The organism is Bacillus cereus group sp. BfR-BA-01381, from assembly GCF_022663555.1.
GTDB classification, from domain to species: Bacteria; Bacillota; Bacilli; order Bacillales; family Bacillaceae_G; genus Bacillus_A; species Bacillus_A pacificus.
Genome location: NZ_JAKUFR010000073.1, coordinates 1 through 25,391, shown reverse-complemented (window position 1 = coordinate 25,391; position 25,391 = coordinate 1). Strand labels below are relative to the sequence as shown.

The window sequence follows — 25,391 nt, the reverse complement described above, 5'->3', positions numbered from 1 at the left end:
ATATAGACTTTGTAAAAGTTGTATATTTTTAATAAAAGGTACCTCTGAAGAGATACCTTTTATTTCCACTCTATTGTACACCATACTGAATATAACTTGAATCGTAGTATATCCATTGATTTGTCCCTAAGCAAAGCCATCCATCTTGCTTACTCCATACTCGATACGATTCACCATGATATAATTGTCTTATAACATTTCCATTTAATGATGGAGCATCACGTAGATTTACATTATCACCAGTAATAGTCGCCACATAATTTTTATACTGAATATAACTCGAATCATTATATACCCACTGATTTGTCCCTAAACAAAGCCAACCACCCTGTTCTCCCCAAACTTCATATGCTTCGCCACGATTCAATTGGCGAATTACACTAGACTGTAAAGATGGTCCACTTCTCAAATTCACATTATCTCCATTAATTATAGCAACTCCGTACACTGGAGTTGCACTATTAAGCGGGGAAACATTACCTCCACCACTTGCTCCATTCCCTTGTAAAGCTTCTAATGAAACTGCAGCTGATACATCACAATTTCCTACGCCTGAAATTTGTCCAGAATCTGTGTATTGCCATGCTGTCCACTCTGTCCATCCACCAGCATCAGCAGGCGGTGTACTCGAGTATCTAGCAATCCAAAGCGGAATATCACTTAATCCGCTAATTCCGAACTCATTAATATACCAAACTCCTGTATATAACATTACATCTTTTCCAGTAGCCTGTTTCACATAATTTATGAAGCTTCTTGCCCAATTCGATATAGCGTTACCAGTTAAATTACTGTTGCTCGGATCTGTTGGTGATTCTAAATCCAGAACTGGCATTAAGTCTGTGTGGTTACTTTGTAATATACTCACAAAATATTTCGCCTCTGAAATTGCATCATTTTGTTCTGGGCGTGCAAAATGGTATGCACCAATTAATACATTCGCATTTCGTGCTGCTTGTACATTCTTAGTAAAAGTAGGATCAATGTAATTTACACCTTCTGTCGCTTTTGCATACGCCGCTGAAATACCGGATCCCTTCACTGCATTCCAATCAATATTCCCTTCCCAATGGGACACATCAATAAACGTAATATTTGAACTAGATCTATCTTGCATATAAAAGCTCCTATCAATTTTTTCATTTCGTATACATACAATATGTACAACTTTATTAAAGGGTGACGACGTTTATACTATAGACATAAAGAGCAAACATATTTTATAAACAAAGTAAAAAAGCCTTGTAATTACAAGGCCTTTTGTAAACTTCCTTTATTTTGTAGTAAATACATATTATAATACAACCCTTGTTCACTCAGTAATTCTTGATGTGTCCCTCTTTCTACTATCTCTCCATCATGCATAACAAAAATTTGATCTGCATCTTGTATGGTAGATAATCTGTGTGCAATTGCTATCGTCGTCCGTCCTTTTCGCATTTGCTGTAACGCTGTTTGGATTGCATCTTCAGTTTCTGTATCAATATTTGCTGTTGCTTCATCCAATACTAACACTTTCGGATTCGTTGCTATCGTTCTAGCAAAAGCAATTAATTGTCGTTGACCACTAGAAAATGCAGCTCCTCTTTCTACTACTTCCGTTTCATACTGCTCTGGTAACTTTTCAATAAACGTATTCGCTTGCACAAATTGTGCTGCTTCTTTTACTTCTTCATCCGTAATTTCTTCATTATACATGCGAATATTTTGTTTTACATTTCCCGCAAATAAAAATGCATCTTGCAATACAAGTCCTATTTTCTTTCTAATTTCTTGTTCTTCAAATTTATCTAACTCTACACCATCTATTACAATATTTCCGGACTTAATATTATAGAATCTCAGTAATAAATTCATAATGGTACTCTTTCCGCTACCAGTGTGCCCAACGAAAGCAACCGTTTGCCCTTGTTTCACGTGAAAAGATACATTTTTTAAAACATTACGTTTTCCATCATACGAAAAAGTAACATTTTTAAATTCAATATCTCCATTAATAACTTGAGGATTTCCATCCCCTTTTTGAACTGGCGCTAAATCTTTCTCATCCATTAAATGAAATACACGTGATGATGAAACCAGTGCCTGTTGGAAAAATGATAATTTCATCATCATCTCATTTACAGGCTGGAAGAAACGATGTATATAGTTAACAAACGCATATAAAACGCCTACTTCAACAGGACTCTTCAAAGCATCAATTCCAAATAAACCAAGTACTAACGCAATAGCTACAATATGAACTAAATCCGTTGCTGGACGTAAAAGCAATGCATCTAACTTTAATGTACGTCGCCCTGCACTATAATGTTTATTATTCACTTCTTCAAACTCTTTTCTCATGCGCTTTTCTTGTCTGAACACTTGAACAATATTCATCCCTTGAATGGACTCGTTTAACTTTGCATTTAACACACTTAATTGATTACGGACTTCTAAATAAAAAGCTGCACTTTTCCGGCGGTATAGCACCATAATCGCAAACATAATCGGAATTAATACGAGAGAAAATAGCGCTAATTTTACATTTAATAAAAACATCGCTACTAAAATCCCTACTAAAAATACGATATTTTTAACAAATGTTGATAATACACTGACATAAAAATCTTTAATTGCTTCTGTATCATTCGTTATGCGCGATACGAGCGTACCAATCGGCGTACGATCAAAGAAACTTAATGACAACTTTTGAACATGCTCATATACTTCAACACGCATATCTTGAACAATTTTAAAAGCGATATTTTGAAAATATAACAAGTCTAAATAAGTAAATAATACTTTTAATAAGTGAGCAACAATATACAATACAAATAGAGTAACAAGTGCTGATTGATCAAAGTTACGTGGTACTAAGTGTTCATCAAGAAATTGTTTAATTAAAAACGGACCCATCATTTCTGTTATAGTTGCACCAACTAGAAATAAAAATGCTAATGCTAATAGTCCTTTATATGGCTTCATATAAGACAATAATCTTCTTAAATCGCTCTGTTTTTTCGCAGCCATCATACGCCTCCTTTCTCGACTAATGCTTCTAACTGCTGGCTCTCATACATTTCTTTATACCAACCATGTTCCTTCATTAGTTGTTCATGTGTACCTCGTTGCACAATTCTGCCCTCATCCACAACAAGAATGAGATTGGCATGCTGAATTGCACTTAAACGATGGGCAGTAATAATTGTCGTTTTCCCTGCTCTTTCCCTCTTTAAAGCATTTAAAATTGTTTCTTCTGTTTTTGCATCTACTGCTGATAAACAATCATCCAAAATTAAAATTTCAGCATTTGTTAATAAAGCACGAGCAATAGAGATTCGCTGCTTTTGACCACCAGATAATGAAACGCCTCTTTCTCCTACTACTGTTTCATATCCTTCTGAAAATTGGAGGATGTCATTATGAATACAAGCAATCTCTGCAGCTTGGGTAATTTCATTATACGTAGCATCCGCCTTTCCAAAGGCAATATTCTCACCAATACTTGCTGAAAACAAAAAATGATCTTGCGGCACGTATGAAATGGCAGAACGGACACCATGAAGTGTTATATCTCGAATATCTCGCTCCCCAATTTTTAATTCACCATTAAAGTGATCATACTCACGGATTAAACATTTTAATAAAGTCGTTTTCCCTGCGCCTGTACGTCCTACAACTCCTAGCGTTTCGCCCTTCTTCAAATCAAAGTGAATATCGTTTAAATGTAACAATTCATTTTTCTTATACGAAAATGAATCAACGGCAAACGAAACATTACCGCTCGCTATTGTATGTACAGCATTTTCGCTATTTACTACATCTGATTTTTGTGAAAGAATTTTTTCTACACGGTCATATGAAGCACGCCCACGCTCCATAATATTGAATAACCATCCAAACGCTAACATTGGCCAAACGAGGGTACCTAAATATGTCGTAAATGTAACGAGATCACCTACTGTTAATTCACCTCTTACAACTAATACCGATCCGTAACATACTGCAATTAAAAAAGAAAAACCTACGATAAGAGCGATTGTTGGATCAAATAACGAATCAATACGTGCAACTAACATATTTTTATGTACGACATCTTCTGATTTTTTTCGGAACGCTTGTAAATCTTCTTTTTCTTGTCCAAGCGATCGAATTACCTTCATTCCACTCATACTCTCTTGCACTTTATCATTGATTTCCGAAAACGATTGCTGTGCTTTATGAAACCTTTTATGTAATAAAGTGCCGTAATAATTTGTCGATATTGCTACAATCGGCATTGGAATTAAGCTTAACAATGTTAACTTCCAACTAATTGTAAAACCCATCGCTACGAGTACACATCCCCCAACAGCCAATGAATCAACAAGTGTTAAAACACCCGCCCCAGCCGTTTGCTGAATTGCTTGAATATCATTGGTCGCGTGCGCCATTAAATCACCTGTTCGATTTGACTGATAGAAAGATGGACTCATCTTTGTAAAATGTTCATACAAATTTTTCCGTAATTGGCGAGCTAACTTTAATGAAGACCCAAAAATCATAATACGCCACACGTAACGTAATATGTACATCGTAATACCTACGAGTACTAAGAGTACAACCCATTTTAGTAACTTATCAGTCGTTAATGTTCCATCGTTAATTTCATCTACAACAATCCCAATCACTTTTGGTGCTACAAGTTCTAAAAGTGCAACGCCAAATAATAAAATAATTCCGGTTATGTACGCTCGTTTTTCTTGTTTAAAAAACCACGCTAAACTCATAAACACTTTCATATTTTTCCCCCTCCCTTAAAATGAGCGATGTTTTCAGTTTACCAAAAATACAGAATTTTTAAAAGTTTTAAACTCTGTCTATATCAAAAAGAAAAGACACTCTTAGCGAGTGTCTTTTAGCGCTTATTTCATTTGTTGCTTGTTCATCGCGCTCATCATTTGATTGATTTTCTTTTGGGAAGGTTTTTGTCCCATTTGCATCATCATCATTTTTAACATTTGTTCGTTAATTGGTGGATTTTTTTGTAAGTAATTCATCATGTATTTGCGGGCAATGAAAAATCCTAACGCCACGCCTGCTACTAGTGCTACTACGCCCACTAGAATACCTAACCAAATTGGCATATATTTTCCTCCTTCATGTTGTCTACCTTACAGTGTACTAAAACCTTTTCAATAAGACAAGATACAATTCGACATTTTTTACACATATGTTCGTACTTGTTTTAGAGGATTCAGCCATCCGTACTTTGTATTTTCATAATCCATAGCTAAAAATGTTAATTCACACTTCCGAAGCACCTCAAAGAAAGTCGTTTCCATAGAAACATTTCCAGAGGTATTCATGCGAATATAGTGTGGTTTCACCATTATTTCGCCATATTCTGCCCCTGTATAAAGTGTATGTGTATGATGTGTTCGATCATATTTACCAAGAACGCGCAAAGCTTGTTCTAATTTATGATGAATTTTCATTACTTGTAATGGCATCGTTATATACATCATTTGTTTATATAGCACTTTTTTCTCCGAAAGGGACCCAGATTCTGAAAATCGAGCAAATAAATCAAAAAACAAATATTCACGACCAAAGTAAGCTTTCGCAATATCCTCTTGAATTAAATACAATTCATACGTTTTCATCTTTCGCCTCCCAATCTGGACAACCTTTTCTCTTCATTATATAGAAGAAATTTTGCAATGATTGTCTGACTGCGGAGAGAGAAAAAACTTTTTCTGTCGAAAAAACTCATTTACATAGAAAAACCTCTCCATGCCGGAGAGATTTTTCTAAAATCATTAAAGCATTTCTTTTACTTTACGAACAACGTTCTCTACAGTAAATCCATACTCTTCCATAATCTTCTCACCAGGAGCAGAAGCACCGAATGTATCGATACCTAACACATCTCCTTCAAGACCTACGTAACGGTGCCATCCGAATGTAGCACCCATTTCGATTGCGAAACGTTTTGTTACTGCTTTTGGTAATACAGATTCTTTGTACTCAGCAGTTTGAGCTTCAAAGCGATCCATAGATGGCATGCTGACAACAGATGCGTCAACACCGTCTACTGCTAATGCTTTTTGAGCCTCAACAGCTAGACTTACTTCTGATCCAGTTGCAAGTAAGATTACATCAGCTGTTTCTTTCTTGCTTGCAGAAACTACATATGCACCTTTTGCTACTTTTTCATACGTATCGTCTTTTGCACCTTCTAATGTTGGAAGATCTTGACGAGTTAATACTAAAGCAGTTGGTTTGTTTGTAGATTCTAGAGCTAATCTCCAAGCCGCAACAGACTCGTTACCGTCAGCTGGACGAATAACAGATACATTTGGCATTGCACGTAGCGCCGCTAATTGCTCGATTGGTTCATGTGTTGGACCATCTTCACCAACAGCGATACTGTCGTGTGTGAATACATACGTTACAGGCAATTGCATTAATGCTGCAAGACGAATTGCTGGACGTAAGTAGTCAGAGAATACGAAGAACGTACCACCGTAAGTTTTTAAACCACCATGTAGTGCAATACCGTTCATTGCTGCACCCATTGCGAACTCACGTACACCGTACCAAATGTTCTTACCGCTGTAATCATCTCTTGTAAAGTCTTTTTCGTTATTCATGTATGTTTTGTTAGAACCAGCAAGGTCAGCTGATCCACCGAAGAATGATGGTACAGATTCTGCAATTGCATTAATTACAGCACCAGAAGAATTACGAGTTGCTGCTTTTGATCCTAATTCATAAGTTGGTAAGTTTTGCTCCCAACCTTCTGGAAGTTGACCGTTCATTGCTGCTTGGAATTCGTTTGCTAATTCTGGGTATGCTTGTGCATATTCACCTAGCATAGTGTTCCACTCTGCTTGCGCAGTTTCACCAACATCTTGTACTGTTTTACGGAAGTTGTCGTATACTTCTTCTGCTACGTGGAAGTCTTGCTCAGCAGTCCAAGCATATGCTTCTTTCGTTAATTTTGTTTCTTCTACACCTAGTGGAGAACCATGTGAAGCTGATTTTCCTGATTTGTTTGGAGAACCGAAACCAATTGTCGTTCTTACTTCAATTAGCGTTGGGCGTTTTTCGTCAGCTTTCGCTTCTTCGATTGCTTTTGCGATAGCTTCAATATCGTTTCCATCCTCAACACGGATTACTTGCCATCCGTATGCTTTGTAACGATCTTCTACACTTTCAGAGAATGAACGATTTAAATCGCCATCTAATGAAATATCGTTTGAATCGTAAAGCACAACAAGGCGACCTAATTGTAAATGAGCAGCTAATGAAGATGCTTCAGCAGAAACGCCTTCCATTAAATCTCCATCACCACAAATAGCGTATGTATAATGATCTACTACATTATACGCATCACGGTTATATTTAGCAGCTAAATGTCTTTCAGCCATTGCCATACCTACAGCAGTTGAAATACCTTGTCCAAGTGGACCAGTAGTTGCATCTACACCAGGTGTATGACCGTACTCAGGATGTCCTGGAGTTTTGCTTCCCCATTGACGGAAGTTCTTTAAGTCATCCATTGTTACATCATAACCAGATAGGTGAAGTAGGCTGTATAATAACATTGAACCATGACCTGCAGATAATACGAAACGATCACGGTTAAACCACGTTGGGTTATTTGGATTGTGTTTCATAAATTGAGTCCATAATGTATAAGCCATTGGTGCTGCACCCATTGGCATTCCTGGGTGACCAGAGTTTGCTTTTTCAATCGCATCGATGGATAATGTGCGAATCGTGTTGATAGAAAGTTGTTCGATTGAATGTGACATGCTATTCTTCCCTTCGCTTATATTAGTAAACGTTTTATACATTTATATGATAGCTTCCCACGCAAGATTATACAACATGTATCGACAAATATGTTGATGTTTTTTTGATTTTTTATAAAAAAATCAATGTTTCCGGGAATGTATGGGTATTCAATATGACATACTTTTTCATTATTTTTATTTTAAAAAGAAAGGGAATTATCTGTATATTTATACAGATATAAAAAATCCTTCTATACTAACTTTTTTAGCCCACCTTTAAAAATACAAAAAAGCATCTAAATTCGATGCTTTTCAAATCAGTTAAACAATCCGTTTCCGAATCGAACTTGAAATAAAATCAATGATAATAACCATTAAAATGATGCCTAATAAAATAATTCCTACACGAGACCAATTGCGTGAACTCAGTGCAAAAATTAGAGGTGTGCCAATTCCCCCTGCTCCAATAACACCTAAAATGGCAGCGGATCGTACATTAATTTCGAACCTGTATAACGTATACGATAGAAAATCTGGTAATACTTGTGGCAATACTGCATACCAAAGTATTTGAAAACGATTCGCACCTGTTGCTATTAACGCTTCCGTCGGTCCTTTATCTATATTTTCAATTCCTTCTGAATATAATTTCCCTAACATTCCAATAGAGTGTAACCCTAAAGCTAGAACGCCGGCAAAAGAACCTGGTCCAACAGCTTTTATAAACAAAAGAGCCATAACTAATTCAGGAAATGTACGGACAAAACTAAGTACAAACTTCCCAGTTCCCGAAGTTAATTTTCCACTACTCATATTCGTCGCCGCCCAAAAAGCGCATGGAACAGATAAAAAGGCAGAAATAAATGTACCTAATATCGCAATTGCCAACGTATCAATTAAACCATGTAATAAATCTTCACCATCTGGCAAAGATACATACGACCAATCTGGATTCAATACACCTGTCATAATTGCTTTTGTAATTTCTCCCGCCGTATCTTTGATTCCCTCTAGCGGTACTCCTGAAAAAGCCCATACATAAACAAATGTAAGTGCTATGAAAATAATCCAGCGATACATACTCGGTTTCTTTGGTTTTGGTACGATTAACGTCGTTTTACTCATTATAATTTCTCCCGCAACAATGTACTTACATAATCAATTAACAATACAACAACAAGAGTATAGATAATAATAGATGCAGTTTGTTCATATTGTAAAAATCCAAGTGTACGATCATAATATAATCCGATACCGCCAGCTCCTACTAAACCTAAAACAGCTGCTGCACGTACGTTTACCTCAAATGTATAAAGAACATAGGAGACAAAATGCGCTTTCACTTGCGGAATTACCCCATAAACAATCCATTGCACCTTATTTGCTCCTACTGCTGTCATCGCTTCTAATGGACCTGGATCAATCGATTCAATTGACTCATACAACAATTTCGCCACGAGCCCAATTGAGAAAAACGTCAGAGCTAAAATGCCTGGAAGTGGTCCTATTCCAAAAATAGCTACGAAAATTGCCGCTAATAATAGATCTGGTATCGTTCGGATAAAATTTAAAATCAATCGAGCTGGACTGTACAAAAATGCACTAGTAAACACATTGCTTGCCGCAAACAGTGCCAGTGGAATAGCTAAAATTGCTCCTAAAGTCGTCCCGATAATCGCCATACGTATTGTATCTAACATTGCTGTTGTAATAACTTGAAAATAACTCCAATCTGGCGGCACCATCTCTTTTAACAAATCCACCATATTAGGAAAACCAACTACTAGTTTTGAAAATGATGCGTCGACCTGTATACTACTTCCCCACAACAGTAAAATGACTAGGATTAACGTTAACATATGTTTTAACTTACTCGGCGGCTTCGGTATCGATTTCGAATAAATCGTCACGTCATTCATTTAACTGCCACCTCTAACAATTCACTTTTCTGCGCTACATCACCATAAATTTCAGCAAATTTTTCATCCGTTGCCTCTTCTACTAGGCCATCAAAAACAATTTCGCCTGCATGTAATCCAATAATGCGTGTCGCATATTGCCTAGCTAAATCGATAGAATGTAAGTTTACAATTGTTGTAATTCCAAAATCTTCATTAATTTTTTTCAAATCATCTAATACTTGCTTTGTTGTTAGCGGATCTAACGATGCAACAGGTTCATCTGCTAATATGATTTTTGCTTCTTGCGCCAACGCTCTAGCAATTGATACACGTTGTTGTTGTCCTCCTGATAATTCATCAGCCCGCGCATATGCTTTTTCTAAAATATTTACCCTTTTTAACGATTGAAAGGCAAGCTCCAAATCTTCTTTCGGAAATAGGCCTAACGTTGTACGTAATGTCGAATGATACCCGACACGGCCAGCTAATACGTTCTTTAATACCGTTGATCGCTTTACAAGATTAAAACTTTGAAAAATCATACCAATATCCCGGCGCATACGGCGTAATCCTTTTCCTTTTGCAGCAGTAATTGACTCACCTTCAATCATGATTTCGCCTTCTGTAATCTCATGAAGACGATTTACCGATCTTAAAAGTGTAGACTTTCCAGCTCCGGACAGCCCTACCATTACAACAAATTCACCTTTTTGAATTTTCAAGTTTATATGATTCAATCCTTTTGTACCATTTGGATACACTTTGGAAACATTTCGAAACTCTATCACACATCTTACCTACCTTCTATGAATTCAAAACGGCAAACTAACTACAAACATACCTTTCCAGCTAGCTGCCATTTCCATATGTATTATTGCGTTTTTACTTTCTTCCCATAGTCACGAACGATATCAAATTTACTATCATCAGATTTAACATATCCTTCATGTGAATATACTTCTTTAATGATTTTGTGACCTTCCTCATTCTTTCCAATTTCAATGAAAGCATCCTGTAATTTTTTGCTCCACTCTTCATCTAAATCAGAACGTACCGAAATCGTATCGTTTGGAATTTTCTCCGTAAATTTCACTATTTTCGTTTGATCGAATATATTCGGATAATCTTTTTTTACAATATTACGAGCATCTTGGAATACAACAGCTGCGTCTACATCACCATTTAAAAGAGCAATAAGCGACTGATCGTGACCTTTTAATGTAACAGGTTTCACATCTTTTAACGGATCAACGCCCTCTTTTAATAGTACAGCCGCAGGCCACACATACCCCGCTGATGACGTTACATCTTGATAACCAATTTTTTTACCTTTTAAATCTTTTACACTATTAATATTTGAATCTTTCTTAACAACAAATTCAGACTTATAAAAGTCTACTAAATCCTTTGTAGGAGCTCCAGTTTCATCATCTACTCCAAAACGTTGTGCTTGTAAAATTACGTTTGCAGCCTTTTTCTCATGTGCTAGCACATACGCTGTTGGAGGTAAAAAACCTACATCTACTTGCTTAGATGCCATCGCTTCTACAATTGTATTGTAATTCGTCGAAATACTAACTTTTACTGGAATATTCAACTTATCACTTAATAGCTTCTCAAGTGGTTTTGCCTTCGCCTCTAACGTATCTGCATTTTGAGAAGGAACAAATTGAACATTTAAAGTCTTTGGTACATACCCTTTTTTCGTATCTTCATTTTTACTTGCGCTTGATTCCTTTGTTCCACAGCCACTTAATAAACCCGCTGCTAGTACAACTGTTGTACTCATTGTAAAAACTTTTTTCAACATATTAATGCCTCCATTTTTGTTGTTATAAAATAACCTTCCGTAAACATGAAGAAATATATCACACAATTTCACGAATAATTGTTTATTTACAGAATCTTTACACATTCTATACACTCACATTAAAATTCTCTTCCTATATTTGATATGCTTAATTGGTAGATAACAATAGAAAAGGTGAATGATATTGAATCAAAATCAAATCGTAACTTTAAACATCTTATTAACAAGTGATATACATGGTACTGTTTATCCAATTCACTATCAAGATAACTCCAAAGCTGAAATTGGTTTAGCTAAAATTTCTACTCTTATAAAAAAAGAACGTTCCGAAAATAGAAACGTCCTATTAATTGATAATGGTGACTTCATACAAGGAACACCCTTTACTTATCATTACGCTACATATGAAAAAGATAAGAAAAACCCAATGTCATTAATAGCAAACTATTTACGTTATGACGCTGCAGTGATTGGGAATCATGAATTTAATTATGGACTGGACGTATTAAATCATGCTATTTCTACTGCCAACTTCCCGTATTTATCAGCAAATATTTTAGATAAAAACAGCAAAGAATCTTATTTCGGAAAACCATATATAATAAAACAGATTGAATCAAATATAAAAATTGCTATTTTAGGGATGACAACGCATTACATTCCAAATTGGGAACAACCCCATCACATTAAAGACTTACAATTTGAAGATGCGTTAGAAACAACAAAAAATTGGGTTTCTTACATTCGCGAACACGAGAAACCAGATTTACTAGTCGTAGCGTATCATGGGGGATTTGAACGCGATTTACAAACTGGAGAACCGACTGAAGTTTTAACAGGTGAAAACCAAGGGTATGCAATGTGTCATGAAATTGAGGGCATAGATATTTTATTAACAGGCCATCAGCACCGAAAAATTACTCAAACAGTGGGTAATGATGTAACAATTTTACAGACTGGATGTAATGGACATTCAGTTGGAAAAGTAACTATAACATTTGAAAAAATGAAACAAGAGTGGGTAAAAAAAGAGAGTTATTCAGAACTATTGGCTGTGCAAGAAATCGAGGCAGATCCAGATGTTCTTTACTTGGTAGCCGATTATGAAGAGAAAACACAAAAATGGCTTGATCAACCTATTGGAACCATCCACGGTGACATGCAAATTTCAGATACTATGCAAACTCGTTTGAAAGACCATCCTTTTATTGAATTCATAAATAAAATACAGATGGATATTGCTAATGTTTCCATTTCTTGTACAAGCCTATTCCATAATACATCTCCAGGTTTCCCGGAACATGTAACAATGCGTGACATCGTTTCTAATTATATTTATCCAAATACATTAAAAGTAATTAGAATAACTGGCTCAGATATAAAAGATGCTCTCGAACTCTCTGCTTCTTATTTCACATTAAAAGAAGATAGATCTATCATCGTAAACCCTACCTTTATAGAACCAAAGCCGCAACACTATAATTACGATATGTGGGAAGGAATTTCGTACGTATTAAACATTTCAAAACCAATTGGCGAAAGAGTAGAATCTTTACAACATAAAGGCATTCCTCTTAATATGAACGAAGAATATGACGTCGTGATGAATAATTATCGCGCAAGCGGCGGAGGGAACTTCTTTATGTTTCAAAATAAGCCCGTAATAAAAGACATACCAACAGATATGTCTGAACTTATCGCTAACTATATATTAAAACATAAACAGATAGAAGCAACAGTTAATAACAACTGGAAAGTTATTACTAACGATTATAATAAATAAAAAAGATGGGCTTCGCCCATCTTTTAGTTTAATTTTGCATTATCTTGCTTTTTTAAAGCTTTTAATTTCGCCGGTGTAACATCAGTACCTTGTTCGTTAACGACTTTAATTCCTTTTAGTTCGTTTAACATATTTTGACGAAATCCTTTTAAATATTGTTCACGTAGCGATTGACGCTCACGTTGTTCTTCTTCAGTTAAACCTTCAGCTTTTGCTTTTTTCGCTAAGAAGTTAATGCGTTCAACGAGTTCGTGACTAAGCATCTCGAATCCCCCTTCTAATCAAAACTGATTATTATCATACAATAGTTACTCTTCTTTATCAAGCAATTGCTTTGTATACTCTACATATCTACGATGTACCGTCGCTTTTGAAACATTATGACCAAAGCCACGTAGTGTTGCTGCAATTTCTTCAAAAGTAAGTTCACTTTTACGCAAACGTACAATTTCCTCAATTGGCACTTCTTTCTTCTCTCGTCCTACACTTAAATGACGATTCTTTAAATTATTTTCTGGACGATAGCCTTTTTCTACTGCTCGTTGCATACCACGTTTAATTTTTAAATTATGAATCTTTCTTTGATACTCTTCAACAATACCAATAATATCTAATACCATTGAATCAGAATCCGACAATTGCAATTCACCATTATGTGTATGCGTATATACTTTTATTCCTTCTTTATGTAAACAGTGCATTAACGCAATCTTTGCATTTCCCCTACCAAGGCGCGTTTCATCTTGTATAAGTAGCACATCAATTTGTTCGTCTCGAATTGTATCTAGCACTTCTAATATGCCGTCACGTTCAATTGTATAGCCACTAGCCTGTTCCTCAATTACTTTATTAACATTCATTTGATAGCGCTCCGCTAAATGCAATAATTCATCTTTTTGACGTAATAATGATGTTTCTTGTGCTTCTTTTGTTGTACTCACACGCGCATAAATAATTGCATTCATTATGAACCCCTCTTTCTCACTATAATTTCCCTTTAGTGTAACATAAATTCGCCTTTTGTTCGAACTTATGTTTGTAGAATGTTTTTTCACATGTTATACTTATTAATAAGAAAAATGAAAGAAAACGAGGTGTTAGAAAACATGGAAAAGTTAACGAAACGCCAGCAAGACATTCTCGACTTTATTAAGCTAAAAGTACAAGAAAAAGGATATCCACCTTCCGTACGTGAAATTGGTCAAGCAGTCGGCCTCGCTTCTAGTTCTACAGTGCACGGACATTTATCAAGATTAGAAGAAAAAGGGTACATTCGACGCGATCCAACAAAACCACGTGCAATTGAAATTTTAGGTGAAGACCGAATGGATACAGAAACACAATCTGTTATTCAAGTTCCAATTGTCGGGAAAGTTACTGCTGGATTACCAATTACAGCAGTCGAAAGCGTTGAGGAACACTTCCCTCTTCCAGCTAGCATTGTCGCAGGAGCAGATCAAGTGTTTATGTTACGTATTTCTGGAGATAGTATGATTGAAGCTGGTATTTTCGATGGAGATTTAGTTGTTGTTCGCCAACAACAGTCTGCATATAATGGTGAAATTGTAGTCGCTTTAACAGAAGATAATGAAGCAACTGTTAAACGTTTCTATAAAGAAAAAGACCATTTCCGTCTACAACCGGAAAACTCTTCATTAGAACCTATCATTTTAAAGCAAGTGTCAGTTATCGGTAAAGTAATTGGCGTATATCGTGATTTACATTAAGAATATAAAAGAAGATAATTACCTTATTTATATACGGTAATTATCTTCTTTTTTGTATTTTGATAGATTTTCATACATTCTATTTCTTATGAACGCGTTTCAATCGTCACATCGCCCGCAGCTGTTTTACCGCTAATCTTTTTACTCCCATTACCAATCGTTACGTCTTTATTTTCTTCATTAAAAATTGTTACATCCCCGGCAGCACTTTGCCCAGTAATTACCGCATCTTTTGGTTTTTCCGATAAAGTAATATTTATATCTCCCGCAGTTGAACTTGCTTCTAGATTATACATAGAATCATGATCTAGAATATTTATTTCCCCACTGGTCGTTTTTGCAGTCACTTTCCCTATTACTTTTTTAAAGTTTACTTCACCAGCTTTTGTAGATCCCTCCACATTCTTAGCCGTTACATGTTTCAAATCCACTTCTCCAGTAAGTGTTCTAGCACTTACACGGTCACTTTTCACATCACTTATTTCAATTTGTCCAGCAGATGAATTTACTTTTACATCTTGGTAAGAGCGTTCAGGCACAAGGAGAGTCAATGTAGACGTTTGAAACCTAAAATCGTAAAAAGAAAAATCAAATGAAGCATCTTTTTCTCTTTCACCAATGATTTTTAATGTGTCACCATCTTCAGTAATACGAATCTCTTGTTTACGCGCATCTCCTGATTGCTTTACATAAAAAGAAGCGTCAGGAGATTTTTGGACAACAATATCCCCGACATCTAACTTAACTTCTATATTTTTTAGTGTTTCATTTTTAATTTTATCTTCTTTGTTTCCTTCTTCTGCAGCTTGCACTGCTTTTTCATATGTTTGTGAAATCCCAATTACTCCAATAATGATACAAGCGATTGCTGCTAACAATATTTTTTTCATCATCTACTCCCCTTTTATCATTTTGAAGTTCCATATTACATAACGTACACAAAGCCTTTTAAACCACTTCGTACTATAATAAGCGATTATACATAACAACAAACCTACTCCAACAAAAGTTATACTAACGAATAAATCTAACCATATAAAAGTGCCCATAAATACTTTTCCAATTACGAAAAATGGTGTCACTACACTAGCAATCCCACCGACCCAAAAAGAAAATATAAAAGCAATAATTGCAAATAACGGGCCTAACACAATAATGAAATTAAACAAACTAAGTCCAATCGCCGCCATGACAGCTCTTGTCACATTTGAAGTTGATGGATCTTTTTTCATTTCATCGAAACGATACATCGCAAGCAATTCTTTTGCAATTACTTTCGGAGAACCAAGACCCTTTATTATTTCCGATTCAGTTTTCCCCTCTTCTATCCCAATCTGAAAATGCTCTTCATAATCAAATAAAATATCTTTTCTCTCTTCGTCCGGTAACTTTCTAAGGTGACTTGATAATTCCTTAAGAAACTGTTCTTTACTCATCCCATTCCACCCCTTCAATAATTTCTTGTACACCTTTCGCAAAATCACGCCACTCTGTTACTAACAAATTCAGTTGCGTTTCCCCTTGCTCAGTTATTTGATAATATTTGCGAGGTGGTCCTTCCGTAGATTCTTTTAAATACGTTTGAAAATATCCTTCCTTCGTTAAACGGCGTAATAAAGGATATACTGACCCTTCCGATATTAAAAATTTATTTGAGATTTGCTGAACAAGTTCATAACCGTAACAATCCTTACGTTTCACAAGTGCCAGTACACACAGTTCTAACACACCTTTTTTAAACTGAACGTTCAAGTGCAATCCCCCTTTCTCATTTCAGTACTGTTCAATACACGGTACCTTCCTTATCCATAATATACCACTTAGTACTATTTATTGCAAGGTACTATATTTTTAAACACTCGAACTTCAGTGTTAAACATATCCAATACCGAACACAACATATCATACAATTTTTTATACCCATAGATATTACGCATGTTACTTTTACTTATCCACCCTTTTGGAACACAAAGCAATTCGAATTTCACCACGTTACATTAAAGATATGGAATAGAAATTCAAATACCGTCATATTTTTTTCAGGCATCTATTCAATTCATTTCAACTAACACCTATATTGCCGACAAATAAAAAAGCCCTGATACCGTAGTATCAGGGCTTCCTCACCTCTTAGTATAGAGACATATATTGATCGCGTTCCCATTGGTGAACTTGCGTACGGAAAATATCCCACTCAATTTCCTTCGCTTCGATGAAGTGCTCAAGTAAGTGATCTCCTAATGCGTTACTAATTACTTCATTAGATTGTAATGTAACTAAAGCTTGCGCTAATGTTGCCGGTAAATCAACGATACCTGCTTCTTCGCGCTCTTCTTTTGTCATTACGTAGATATTACGATCTACTGCAGCTGGTGGAGTTAATTTGTTTTTAATTCCATCAAGACCTGCTGCTAATAATGTTGCCATTACTAAATATGGGTTTGCAGCTGGGTCAACACTACGTACTTCTACGCGTGTGCTAATACCACGAGATGCAGGGATACGTACTAATGGACTACGGTTTTGTGCAGACCACGCTACGTAACAAGGAGCTTCGTATCCAGGTACTAAGCGCTTGTAAGAGTTTACAGTTGGGTTTGCTACCGCTGTAAATGCTGGTGCGTGTTTTAAAATACCTGCGATGAAGTGACGAGCGTCATCACTTAATTGTAAGTCACCGTTTTGATCATAGAATACGTTCTCACCATTTTTGAATAGTGATAAGTTACAGTGCATACCTGAACCGTTCACACCGTATAATGGTTTTGGCATAAATGTTGCGTGTAAACCGTGTTTACGAGCAATTGTTTTTACAACAAGTTTAAATGTTTGAATGTCATCACATGAACGAATTGCATTTGCATATTTGAAGTCAATTTCGTGCTGCCCTGGAGCAACTTCATGGTGAGACGCTTCAATTTCAAAGCCCATTTCTTCAAGTTCAAGAACGATATCACGACGACAGTTTTCCCCTAGATCCATCGGCGCAAGGTCGAAGTATCCACCGTTATCGTTTAATTCTAATGTTGGATTTCCTTTTTCATCTACTTTGAACAGGAAGAATTCTGGCTCTGGTCCAAGATTGAAATCTGAGAATCCTAAAGCTTCCATTTCTTTTAATACACGTTTTAAATTGTTACGTGGATCCCCTTCAAATGGAGTGCCATCTGCATTGTAAATATCACAGATTAATCGAGCTACTTTACCTTTTTCAGCTGTCCAAGGGAAAATCACCCAAGTATCTAAGTCTGGATATAAGTACATATCAGATTCTTCAATACGTACGAAACCTTCAATAGAAGATCCATCAAACATCATTTTGTTATCAAGAGCTTTTGTTAATTGGCTCACTGGAATTTCTACGTTTTTAATTACCCCTAAAAGGTCCGTAAATTGTAAACGGATATACTTTACATTCTCTTCTTTCGCCAAACGGAAAATATCTTCTTTTGTGTACCTAGCCATTATAAATTCCTCCTTAGTCCCTCTAAACACCTTCAGAATCAGTTCTCTTTAGTGAAAAAATCTTGAAATATCACCTTGTCGCAATGAAGTTCGATTAAATCTACCTGTATGTTGTAGTTCATCTCGAAGTATTTTGCGAAGCTCAGTTTTTGAAATTTCTTTCGTTTCTTCTTTTACTTTCACTGCTTCTGTTTGATTTTCTTTCATTAGTAACACTTGTTTAATACCAGCCATATTCAAGCCTTGATCTAATAAATCTTTAATCTCTAACAACTTATCTACATCGTTAAATGAGAATAATCTACGATTCCCCTTTGTACGGGTTGGAGAAACAAGATTATGCTCTTCATAGTAGCGAATTTGACGTGCAGACAATTGTGTTAAATCCATAACAATACCAATAGGAAACAGCGGGGCAGAACGTCTATCTTCTTTCATTGCTTCAGTTCCTCCTTCGCCTTAACTGCTTCTCATTTTATACTATGTTATGTTTGATGTCAATAGATGTTAGATTTTCTTACATGATTTTTTATAAATTTTTTCATTCTTTTTTCTAATGAAATAAATCATTACTTTCACACGAAAAAAAGCTGTCAAAATTGACAGCTTCCCTTTAAGAAATTGTTAATAATTCTTTTTCAATTAATGCATCAATTGCAGAACAAATCGCAATCTTCACATGCGAATAAGTTAGCCCACCTTGTACGTAAGCAACATAAGGCGGACGAATTGGACCATCAGCCGACAATTCAATACTTGCACCTTGAATAAACGTTCCCGCAGCCATAATTACATCATCTTCATACCCCGGCATATAGTTGGCATATGGAGTGAAATGAGAGTTAATCGGAGATGCATATTGAATTGCTTGGCAGAATGCAATCATGCGATCTTTGTCATCAAATTGAACAGATTGAATTAAATCCGTTCTTGGTGCATTCCACGCTGGTGATGTATTCATTCCTAACTTTTCTAAAAATGCAGCTGTAAAAATCGCACCTTTTAGCGCTTGTCCTGCTACATGCGGCGCTAAGAAGAAACCTTGATACATTTCTTGCAGACTGTATAAAGATGCCCCTGCTTCCGCACCGATTCCTGGAGATGTTAAACGATATGCACACGCTTCAACATACTGTTCTTTACCGACAATGTAACCACCAGTTTTAACAATTCCCCCACCCGGGTTTTTAATAAGCGAACCTGCCATTAAATCTGCACCAACATGACATGGCTCTTGCTCTTCAATAAACTCGCCATAACAGTTATCTACAAACACGACAACATCCGATTTAATTTCCTTCACAAACGCTATCATCTCTTTAATTTGAGAAATAGTAAACGACGGACGAGTAGCATAACCTTTTGAACGCTGAATTCCAATCATCTTCGTATTACTATGAATGGCAGCTGCAACAGCTCTAAAATCAACTAGCCCCTCTTCAGTAAGCGGAACTGCATTATAACCAATATTATATTCTTTGAATGATCCTACACCTTTTCCACGTACACCAACAATTTCTTCTAATGTATCATACGGCTTACCCGTGATGTACAACAACTCATCTCCTGGACGTAAAATACCGAATAGCGCTGTTGAAATTGCGTGAGTACCTGAAATGATTTGCGGACGAACAAGACCAGCTTCCGCTCCAAATACATCGGCATACACTTTTTCTAACGTATCACGACCAATATCATCATAACCGTAACCTGTCGTCGGAATAAAATGTGAATCACTAATTTTATGTTTACGGAAACTTTCTAACACACGAAACTGATTACTTTCAATTACTTCATCCGCACGTTTATGTACTTCTGTAATTTGACTCTCTACTTCTTTTACGATTGGAGCAATTTTTTCTCCATTTTTCAAACGATCAAACATTTTTATTTTCTCCTTCTTCCACTAAAAATCTCTTTAATTGTACATTAAGCGATGAATGAGCAAAAATATACCCCGCGCAATCATATACAAATTTATCTTCCAAAAACTCCATTTTTGTTAATAGCGTCTCTGTCTTTAATAGAGTTAATAACTTACCTTCACTCGGAGGAATTTCCACTTGATAACGATTCATTTCTTTCTTCATTTTCGTTTCTATCGCTTCTTTTATATGTAATAGATCATTTTCTTCAAAAGCACTAGTCATTAAGAAGTCACTTTTCGGAAACGGAATAAAGTTTTGATGTAATTCATCTTTTTTATTATATAACGTAATAATAGGAATATGATTGATTTCGAGTTCTGACAATAATTGTTTTACTGTTTTCTCATGCCCTACATAATTCGGATCTGCAGAATCCACAACATGTAAAATAACATCCGCTTCACCAGCTTCTTCTAATGTCGAGCGGAATGCAGCAATTAATGATGTAGGTAAATCTTGTATAAAACCAACCGTATCAGTTAGTAATACTGTATAACCAGAAGGTAACGGCATCTTCCTTGTTGTCGGGTCTAGCGTTGCAAACAACAAGTTCTCTTCAAATGTATCGGCTTCCGTTAATCTATTAAACAACGTAGATTTCCCTGCATTTGTATATCCTATTAACGAAACTTGAAATACCTTATTATCTTTTCTTCTCTCACGATATCTTTTCCGATGTTCTACAACAACTGCAAGTTGTTTCTTTATTTCATCAATCCGTGATCGGATATGACGACGATCCGTCTCAAGTTTTGTTTCACCCGGCCCTCTCGTTCCAATACCACCACCAAGACGTGATAAAGACAATCCTTGCCCCATAAGACGTGGCATTGTATATTGCAACTGAGCTAATTCAACTTGAAGCTTCCCTTCTCTCGACTTCGCACGTTGCGCAAAAATATCTAATATGAGTTGCGTTCGATCAATTACCCTCGCATCTAATACTGAGGATAAATTCCGAATTTGACTCGGTGTTAATTCGTTATTAAATACGATAACATCCGGTTCTAATTCTTCAGTTAACATTGTAAGCTCTTCTAATTTACCTTTACCTATATAAGTCGCCGGATGAAACTTCGGTCGTTTTTGCGTTGTAGACACTAACAATTCTGCTCGTGCAGTTTTCGCTAATGATGCAAGTTCTTTCATGGAATGCATAAATTTTTCATCATCATCTTGCGGCAATTGACAGCCCACTAATATGACTTTCTCTTTTTCTTCCATCAAATATGTTCACTCATCCTTTTCGAAATTTAAACCTTCTAATATAATAGCAGAGGAAGCACATTTCATCTAGTTAGCGGGGGAGAAAATTCATGGCATGGGAGATTTTTAGCATCATAGGCACAATTGCTTTCGCATTAAGCGGGGCTATTGTTGCAATGGAAGAGGATTATGATATTTTCGGGGTGTATATTTTAGGAATGGCAACCGCATTTGGGGGAGGTGCCCTTCGTAATTTATTAATCGGTTATCCGATTGTCGCGTTTTGGCAACAAGACATGTTATTCCAAATCGCACTTTTATCAATGACGATTATTTTTCTTTTTCCAAATAAATTAATTAGACACTGGAAAAAGTGGGAAAACATCACTGATGCTATCGGCTTATCAGCATTTGCCGTACAAGGGGCATTATACGCTCAAAAATTAAATTTACCAATTAGTGCTACAATCGTAGCAGCCGTTTTAACTGGCATTGGAGGCGGTATTATCCGCGATCTTTTAGCCCGTAGAAAACCTCTCGTTCTTCGAGCTGATGTATATGCTTTTTGGACGATTCTGGCAGGTTTCTTAATTGGCGCTCAAATTATTGTTAGCGATTGGGCTCTATACACCTTATTCATTTTAATTGTTTGCTTCCGCATGGTTTCTATTCATTACAAATGGCATTTACCGCATAGACGGATCGACACAAACGAACGTTCAATGCATAAATAGCAATCCAACCTCTTTACGAATCGTAAAGGGGTTTTTCTTTTCTAATGAGTTTTTCTTTACAGAATGTTTATACTAATCCTCAAAGCGAGGTGAATACAAATGACAAACCATGTGAATAAAGGGGCTCAAAAAAGCTCAGTAGGTCAAATTGGACACGACCCTAATTCCGCACACGAAAAAAGTGCTAAAATGGAACGATTCCATAAATCTTATCAAGAAAAAGCAAAAAAGTAATAGAAGCACTTATACAGAAAAACAGACGCACAGTTTACGTACTGTGCGTCTCCTCTTCAAGCATCAAATCACTGCTTGATATTCCAATCAAATCATATTTATCATATGCATCCTCTTGTAACAACCGCATAGCTTGTGTACGAATCGATTTTTCAACAATATTCCGGACATATCGTCCATTACTAAAGGATGTAATTTGCGATGAGTACTTTACAGCATGTAAATGATCTCTAAATTTCCATTCAGCCTCTTTCGATAACTGATATTCACGTTCTTCATACATCCTCTTCCCTATTTCTAACAACTGATTTACTGAGTAGTCCGCAAACTCAATTATAAATGGAAAACGAGATTGCAGTCCTGGATTCAATGAAAGAAAGTGATTCATCTCTCTTGAATATCCAGCTAAAATCAATACAAAACCGTGTTGTTTATCTTCCATATGTTTTACGAGCGTATCAATTGCTTCTTTTCCAAAATCTTTTTCTCCCCCTCGGGCTAATGAATACGCCTCATCAATAAACAAAATTCCTCCCATTGCTTTTTTTATTAAATCTCTTGTTTTTTGAGCTGTATGACCGATGTACTCTCCTACAAGATCCGCACGTTCAGCTTCAACTAAGTGCCCTTTTGATAGAATATTCATCTCAAATAATAATTTCCCTATCATTCTAGCAACAGTTGTCTTCCCTGTACCTGGATTCCCTTTAAATAACATATGAAGTACTTGTTTCTCAGACTTCAATCCTATTTCTTGTCTTTTTTTATTCACATAAATCCAAGCATATATTTCTTTTATTATCTTTTTTATATCATCCATCCCAACGAGTTTTCCCATCTCTTCTTCAATTCTTTGCAGCATCTCATGTTTCGTAGTAGTTTCACTTGAAATTACTGTTTTATTTTCTGCAGCCGGTAAAGAAATTTTCTTTCGATGATTTAACACAATGTTAATTTGATTATTATTTTTCTTTCGCATCGATTGTTCCATACAATCACCTCATTTTATCCACTCACCAAATATTATTATTCTTGTCTCCTTTGCAAATGACTATTTTCAGAAAAGTTTGCTATAATAAAAGAAATAATGAAGGTGGTGGGACTATGGAGACAACGGAATTCCATGATACAATACAAGCCTTTTCTATTTTTTTATTGAATAAAGGCCGAAAACCTTCAACCATTAAACGTTATGTTTATGACATTGAAGATTTCGGACATTGGTTAGAAAAAAACAAAAAGCTCCCTTCCAGTAATATATGGGCTACACTTTGTACAAAAGACTACGAAGATTACTTTTCCGACTTAAAAAAGAATCGACATTACTCAGAGAAAACGATGCACCGTGTATTCATTGTATTAAATAGAATGCATCACTTTCTAAATATTCCTAACCCATTAAAGAACATGGAAATGTCTATTCAACCAGACCGCACACTCCGCAATGAAGATTTCATTTCATCTGATGAAGAAAAAAGATTAAAACATATAGTCACTTCATTAGAAGGACTTTCAGAAAAACAACGTCCTGTACGCCCTTTATTGATGGATCGTAATATCGCTATTTTAAATTTATTAATTGACTATGGATTATCCTTACAGGAACTTACAGCATTAACTATGCATCAAGTCCACTTTGAAACTAACACGTTATCTATACCTGCAACCGCAGGAGTAGAAAGAACAATTACATTAACTAGCGAAGACAAAAAACAACTATATACTTATTACAAAAGTATCCCTGAACCCGTTCGTCCAAAATATCATAGTAATGATCCATTATTTGTCGCATTCGATTTTAATCGCGGAACATACAGATGGGTATACGAAAATGATGCACCAAAGGGATTAACAGAAATCGCTATCCAAAAAATGATTCGCCTTGAAGTGTCTAGAGCTAATTTACGCAAAGGTATCTCCGGGCAACACTTTCGTAATACCTATATTTTAAACTTAATAAAAAAAGAAACTCCGGAATCGGAAATCATAAAGCTAGCTGGCTTCAAATCAAAGATTTCACTAAAACGATATTATCAATACGCAGAAAATAGAAAAAACGCCTTATCATAAGGCGTTTTTTCTATTTTTTCTTCAAACAAACGATTTTACTATGACCATTTAACTAATTTTTGCATCTACTATGATGAGTTTCGTTCATATCCTCATGAGAAAGGAGAGATTTAATGTCTCATTATAACGACAGTCAGAACAAATTCTCCAAACCATGCTTTCCAAGTAGCGCTGGACGAATTCCAAATACTCCATCAATCCCAGTTACTAAGGCACAACTTAGAACATTCCGCGCAATCATTATCGATTTAACAAAAATAATCCCAAAACTTTTCGCAAATCCATCTCCCCAAAATATTGAAGATCTAATTGATACATTGAACCTACTAAGTAAATTTATTTGTTCACTAGATGCTACTTCCTCCCTGAAAGCACAAGGGTTAGCTATTATTAAAAACTTAATAACTATATTAAAAAACCCAACTTTCGTAGCAAGCGCTGTATTTATCGAGCTTCAAAATCTAATTAATTATTTACTATCCATTACAAAACTATTCCGAATTGACCCTTGCACACTTCAAGAGCTTATTAAATTAATCGCAGCATTACAAACCGCTCTAGTTAATTCTGCTTCATTCATTCAAGGACCTACTGGACCTACTGGGCCAGCAGGGGCTACGGGCGCTACCGGACCTCGGGGTAACACAGGCGCTACTGGCGCTACCGGATCTCAAGGACCGGCGGGGGCTACCGGCGCTACTGGACCTCAGGGGCCTCAAGGTAACACGGGCGCTACGGGCGCTACCGGATCTCAAGGACCGGCGGGG

Annotated in this window: 26 protein-coding genes; 6 read left to right on the top strand and 20 right to left on the bottom strand. The window is 36.1% G+C overall.

Annotated features, from left to right (window positions below; all coding sequences use genetic code 11):
- Positions 1–70: 70 nt before the first annotated feature.
- The 10 genes from MR079_RS21320 to MR079_RS21275 form a co-directional block, all read right to left on the bottom strand.
- The gene (locus tag MR079_RS21320; protein WP_242294573.1) at positions 71–1,117 is read right to left on the bottom strand and encodes a GH25 family lysozyme; all 1,047 of its coding nucleotides are present in this window, start codon (positions 1,115–1,117) and stop codon (positions 71–73) included.
- Positions 1,118–1,248: 131 nt separating this feature from the next.
- A complete protein-coding gene (locus tag MR079_RS21315; protein WP_242294572.1) occupies positions 1,249–3,012 on the bottom strand; it encodes an ABC transporter ATP-binding protein in 1,764 nt (587 codons plus the stop codon).
- Positions 3,012–4,763 carry an ABC transporter transmembrane domain-containing protein gene (locus MR079_RS21310; protein ID WP_087994735.1) on the bottom strand — a complete coding sequence of 584 codons (1,752 nt, stop codon included), beginning with the start codon at positions 4,761–4,763 and terminating at the stop codon, positions 3,012–3,014. The genes MR079_RS21315 and MR079_RS21310 overlap by 1 nt, the downstream gene beginning before the upstream one ends.
- 123 nt (positions 4,764–4,886) lie before the next feature.
- A complete protein-coding gene (locus MR079_RS21305) occupies positions 4,887–5,108 on the bottom strand; it encodes a YneF family protein (protein WP_001123317.1) in 222 nt (73 codons plus the stop codon).
- A 78-nt stretch (positions 5,109–5,186) separates the two neighbouring features.
- Positions 5,187–5,627, bottom strand: a complete 441-nt coding sequence (gene sirA / locus MR079_RS21300; protein WP_000860645.1) for a sporulation inhibitor of replication protein SirA — start codon at positions 5,625–5,627, stop codon at positions 5,187–5,189.
- A gap of 156 nt (positions 5,628–5,783) precedes the next feature.
- Positions 5,784–7,784, bottom strand: a complete 2,001-nt coding sequence (gene tkt, locus MR079_RS21295) for a transketolase (RefSeq protein ID WP_000019785.1) — start codon at positions 7,782–7,784, stop codon at positions 5,784–5,786.
- A 303-nt stretch (positions 7,785–8,087) separates the two neighbouring features.
- Entirely contained in the window at positions 8,088–8,891 is an 804-nt protein-coding gene (gene phnE, locus MR079_RS21290) for a phosphonate ABC transporter, permease protein PhnE (protein ID WP_139866369.1), read from the bottom strand.
- Positions 8,891–9,685 (bottom strand): phosphonate ABC transporter, permease protein PhnE, encoded by a 795-nt coding sequence (phnE, locus tag MR079_RS21285; RefSeq protein ID WP_139866370.1) that lies wholly within the window; start codon positions 9,683–9,685, stop codon positions 8,891–8,893. Before phnE (MR079_RS21285) ends, phnE (MR079_RS21290) begins: the two co-directional genes overlap by 1 nt.
- A complete protein-coding gene (gene phnC, locus MR079_RS21280) occupies positions 9,682–10,455 on the bottom strand; it encodes a phosphonate ABC transporter ATP-binding protein (RefSeq protein WP_139866371.1) in 774 nt (257 codons plus the stop codon). Before phnC ends, phnE (MR079_RS21285) begins: the two co-directional genes overlap by 4 nt.
- 83 nt (positions 10,456–10,538) lie before the next feature.
- Positions 10,539–11,477: a phosphate/phosphite/phosphonate ABC transporter substrate-binding protein gene (locus MR079_RS21275; protein ID WP_139866372.1), complete on the bottom strand. Its 939-nt coding sequence runs from the start codon at positions 11,475–11,477 to the stop codon at positions 10,539–10,541.
- Between the two features lie 184 nt (positions 11,478–11,661).
- Here MR079_RS21275 and MR079_RS21270 point away from each other — a divergent pair, with 184 nt between their 5' ends.
- On the top strand, positions 11,662–13,260 hold the full coding sequence (locus MR079_RS21270; protein WP_242294571.1) for a bifunctional metallophosphatase/5'-nucleotidase: 1,599 nt from the start codon (positions 11,662–11,664) through the stop codon (positions 13,258–13,260).
- A 23-nt stretch (positions 13,261–13,283) separates the two neighbouring features.
- Here the strand turns inward: MR079_RS21270 and MR079_RS21265 are convergent, their stop codons facing one another.
- Positions 13,284–13,523, bottom strand: a complete 240-nt coding sequence (locus MR079_RS21265; protein ID WP_000948565.1) for a DUF896 domain-containing protein — start codon at positions 13,521–13,523, stop codon at positions 13,284–13,286.
- 45 nt (positions 13,524–13,568) lie between these two features.
- Entirely contained in the window at positions 13,569–14,225 is a 657-nt protein-coding gene (locus MR079_RS21260) for a YneB family resolvase-like protein (RefSeq protein ID WP_000991467.1), read from the bottom strand.
- A 141-nt stretch (positions 14,226–14,366) separates the two neighbouring features.
- Here MR079_RS21260 and lexA point away from each other — a divergent pair, with 141 nt between their 5' ends.
- On the top strand, positions 14,367–14,987 hold the full coding sequence (lexA, locus tag MR079_RS21255; protein WP_000413738.1) for a transcriptional repressor LexA: 621 nt from the start codon (positions 14,367–14,369) through the stop codon (positions 14,985–14,987).
- A gap of 86 nt (positions 14,988–15,073) precedes the next feature.
- On the opposite strand, the gene MR079_RS21250 is transcribed toward lexA, so the two are convergent.
- From MR079_RS21250 to hflX, 7 genes are all read right to left on the bottom strand, one after another.
- Positions 15,074–15,880, bottom strand: a complete 807-nt coding sequence (locus MR079_RS21250) for a DUF4097 family beta strand repeat-containing protein (protein WP_242294570.1) — start codon at positions 15,878–15,880, stop codon at positions 15,074–15,076.
- Positions 15,881–16,423: a DUF1700 domain-containing protein gene (locus tag MR079_RS21245; RefSeq protein ID WP_139866375.1), complete on the bottom strand. Its 543-nt coding sequence runs from the start codon at positions 16,421–16,423 to the stop codon at positions 15,881–15,883.
- On the bottom strand, positions 16,416–16,739 hold the full coding sequence (locus MR079_RS21240) for a PadR family transcriptional regulator (RefSeq protein WP_139866376.1): 324 nt from the start codon (positions 16,737–16,739) through the stop codon (positions 16,416–16,418). Before MR079_RS21240 ends, MR079_RS21245 begins: the two co-directional genes overlap by 8 nt.
- A 378-nt stretch (positions 16,740–17,117) precedes the next feature.
- A complete protein-coding gene (glnA, locus tag MR079_RS21235; RefSeq protein WP_000135330.1) occupies positions 17,118–18,452 on the bottom strand; it encodes a type I glutamate--ammonia ligase in 1,335 nt (444 codons plus the stop codon).
- A 48-nt stretch (positions 18,453–18,500) separates the two neighbouring features.
- Positions 18,501–18,890: a transcriptional repressor GlnR gene (glnR, locus tag MR079_RS21230; RefSeq protein WP_000656783.1), complete on the bottom strand. Its 390-nt coding sequence runs from the start codon at positions 18,888–18,890 to the stop codon at positions 18,501–18,503.
- Positions 18,891–19,065: 175 nt separating this feature from the next.
- Complete coding sequence (locus MR079_RS21225) at positions 19,066–20,337, bottom strand: methionine gamma-lyase family protein (RefSeq protein WP_000460299.1); 1,272 nt, start codon at positions 20,335–20,337, stop codon at positions 19,066–19,068.
- Positions 20,330–21,604 (bottom strand): GTPase HflX, encoded by a 1,275-nt coding sequence (hflX, locus tag MR079_RS21220; protein ID WP_242294574.1) that lies wholly within the window; start codon positions 21,602–21,604, stop codon positions 20,330–20,332. The genes MR079_RS21225 and hflX overlap by 8 nt, the downstream gene beginning before the upstream one ends.
- A 92-nt stretch (positions 21,605–21,696) precedes the next feature.
- Between hflX and MR079_RS21215 the strand changes: the two genes are divergently transcribed.
- Together MR079_RS21215 and MR079_RS29240 are read left to right on the top strand one after the other, a co-directional pair.
- The gene (locus tag MR079_RS21215) at positions 21,697–22,320 is read left to right on the top strand and encodes a trimeric intracellular cation channel family protein (protein WP_000312265.1); all 624 of its coding nucleotides are present in this window, start codon (positions 21,697–21,699) and stop codon (positions 22,318–22,320) included.
- 99 nt (positions 22,321–22,419) lie between these two features.
- The gene (locus tag MR079_RS29240) at positions 22,420–22,554 is read left to right on the top strand and encodes a hypothetical protein (RefSeq protein WP_000181496.1); all 135 of its coding nucleotides are present in this window, start codon (positions 22,420–22,422) and stop codon (positions 22,552–22,554) included.
- A gap of 34 nt (positions 22,555–22,588) precedes the next feature.
- Here MR079_RS29240 and spoVK read toward each other — a convergent pair whose 3' ends face one another.
- A complete protein-coding gene (gene spoVK, locus MR079_RS21210; protein ID WP_000438184.1) occupies positions 22,589–23,545 on the bottom strand; it encodes a stage V sporulation protein K in 957 nt (318 codons plus the stop codon).
- Positions 23,546–23,658: 113 nt separating this feature from the next.
- On the opposite strand from spoVK, the gene MR079_RS21205 reads away from it, so the two are divergent.
- Positions 23,659–24,624 carry a tyrosine-type recombinase/integrase gene (locus tag MR079_RS21205; protein ID WP_139866377.1) on the top strand — a complete coding sequence of 322 codons (966 nt, stop codon included), beginning with the start codon at positions 23,659–23,661 and terminating at the stop codon, positions 24,622–24,624.
- Positions 24,625–24,737: 113 nt separating this feature from the next.
- Positions 24,738–25,391 (top strand): collagen-like repeat preface domain-containing protein (locus MR079_RS21200; protein WP_242294569.1); only part of this gene is annotated, 654 nt, incomplete at its 3' end.

What these genes read in the sequence shown, in the direction of transcription:
- MR079_RS21320 (WP_242294573.1), bottom strand. Translation starts at nt 1,117, where the DNA reads ATGCAAGATAGATCTAGTTCAAATATTACGTTTATTGATGTGTCCCAT.
- MR079_RS21315 (WP_242294572.1), bottom strand. Translation starts at nt 3,012, where the DNA reads ATGGCTGCGAAAAAACAGAGCGATTTAAGAAGATTATTGTCTTATATG.
- MR079_RS21310 (WP_087994735.1), bottom strand. Translation starts at nt 4,763, where the DNA reads ATGAAAGTGTTTATGAGTTTAGCGTGGTTTTTTAAACAAGAAAAACGA.
- MR079_RS21305 (WP_001123317.1), bottom strand. Translation starts at nt 5,108, where the DNA reads ATGCCAATTTGGTTAGGTATTCTAGTGGGCGTAGTAGCACTAGTAGCA.
- sirA (WP_000860645.1), bottom strand. Translation starts at nt 5,627, where the DNA reads ATGAAAACGTATGAATTGTATTTAATTCAAGAGGATATTGCGAAAGCT.
- tkt (WP_000019785.1), bottom strand. Translation starts at nt 7,784, where the DNA reads ATGTCACATTCAATCGAACAACTTTCTATCAACACGATTCGCACATTA.
- phnE (WP_139866369.1), bottom strand. Translation starts at nt 8,891, where the DNA reads ATGAGTAAAACGACGTTAATCGTACCAAAACCAAAGAAACCGAGTATG.
- phnE (WP_139866370.1), bottom strand. Translation starts at nt 9,685, where the DNA reads ATGAATGACGTGACGATTTATTCGAAATCGATACCGAAGCCGCCGAGT.
- MR079_RS21275 (WP_139866372.1), bottom strand. Translation starts at nt 11,477, where the DNA reads ATGTTGAAAAAAGTTTTTACAATGAGTACAACAGTTGTACTAGCAGCG.
- MR079_RS21265 (WP_000948565.1), bottom strand. Translation starts at nt 13,523, where the DNA reads ATGCTTAGTCACGAACTCGTTGAACGCATTAACTTCTTAGCGAAAAAA.
- MR079_RS21260 (WP_000991467.1), bottom strand. Translation starts at nt 14,225, where the DNA reads ATGAATGCAATTATTTATGCGCGTGTGAGTACAACAAAAGAAGCACAA.
- lexA (WP_000413738.1), top strand. Translation starts at nt 14,367, where the DNA reads ATGGAAAAGTTAACGAAACGCCAGCAAGACATTCTCGACTTTATTAAG.
- MR079_RS21250 (WP_242294570.1), bottom strand. Translation starts at nt 15,880, where the DNA reads ATGATGAAAAAAATATTGTTAGCAGCAATCGCTTGTATCATTATTGGA.
- MR079_RS21245 (WP_139866375.1), bottom strand. Translation starts at nt 16,423, where the DNA reads ATGAGTAAAGAACAGTTTCTTAAGGAATTATCAAGTCACCTTAGAAAG.
- glnA (WP_000135330.1), bottom strand. Translation starts at nt 18,452, where the DNA reads ATGGCTAGGTACACAAAAGAAGATATTTTCCGTTTGGCGAAAGAAGAG.
- glnR (WP_000656783.1), bottom strand. Translation starts at nt 18,890, where the DNA reads ATGAAAGAAGATAGACGTTCTGCCCCGCTGTTTCCTATTGGTATTGTT.
- MR079_RS21225 (WP_000460299.1), bottom strand. Translation starts at nt 20,337, where the DNA reads ATGTTTGATCGTTTGAAAAATGGAGAAAAAATTGCTCCAATCGTAAAA.
- hflX (WP_242294574.1), bottom strand. Translation starts at nt 21,604, where the DNA reads ATGGAAGAAAAAGAGAAAGTCATATTAGTGGGCTGTCAATTGCCGCAA.
- MR079_RS21215 (WP_000312265.1), top strand. Translation starts at nt 21,697, where the DNA reads ATGGCATGGGAGATTTTTAGCATCATAGGCACAATTGCTTTCGCATTA.
- MR079_RS29240 (WP_000181496.1), top strand. Translation starts at nt 22,420, where the DNA reads ATGACAAACCATGTGAATAAAGGGGCTCAAAAAAGCTCAGTAGGTCAA.
- spoVK (WP_000438184.1), bottom strand. Translation starts at nt 23,545, where the DNA reads ATGGAACAATCGATGCGAAAGAAAAATAATAATCAAATTAACATTGTG.
- MR079_RS21205 (WP_139866377.1), top strand. Translation starts at nt 23,659, where the DNA reads ATGGAGACAACGGAATTCCATGATACAATACAAGCCTTTTCTATTTTT.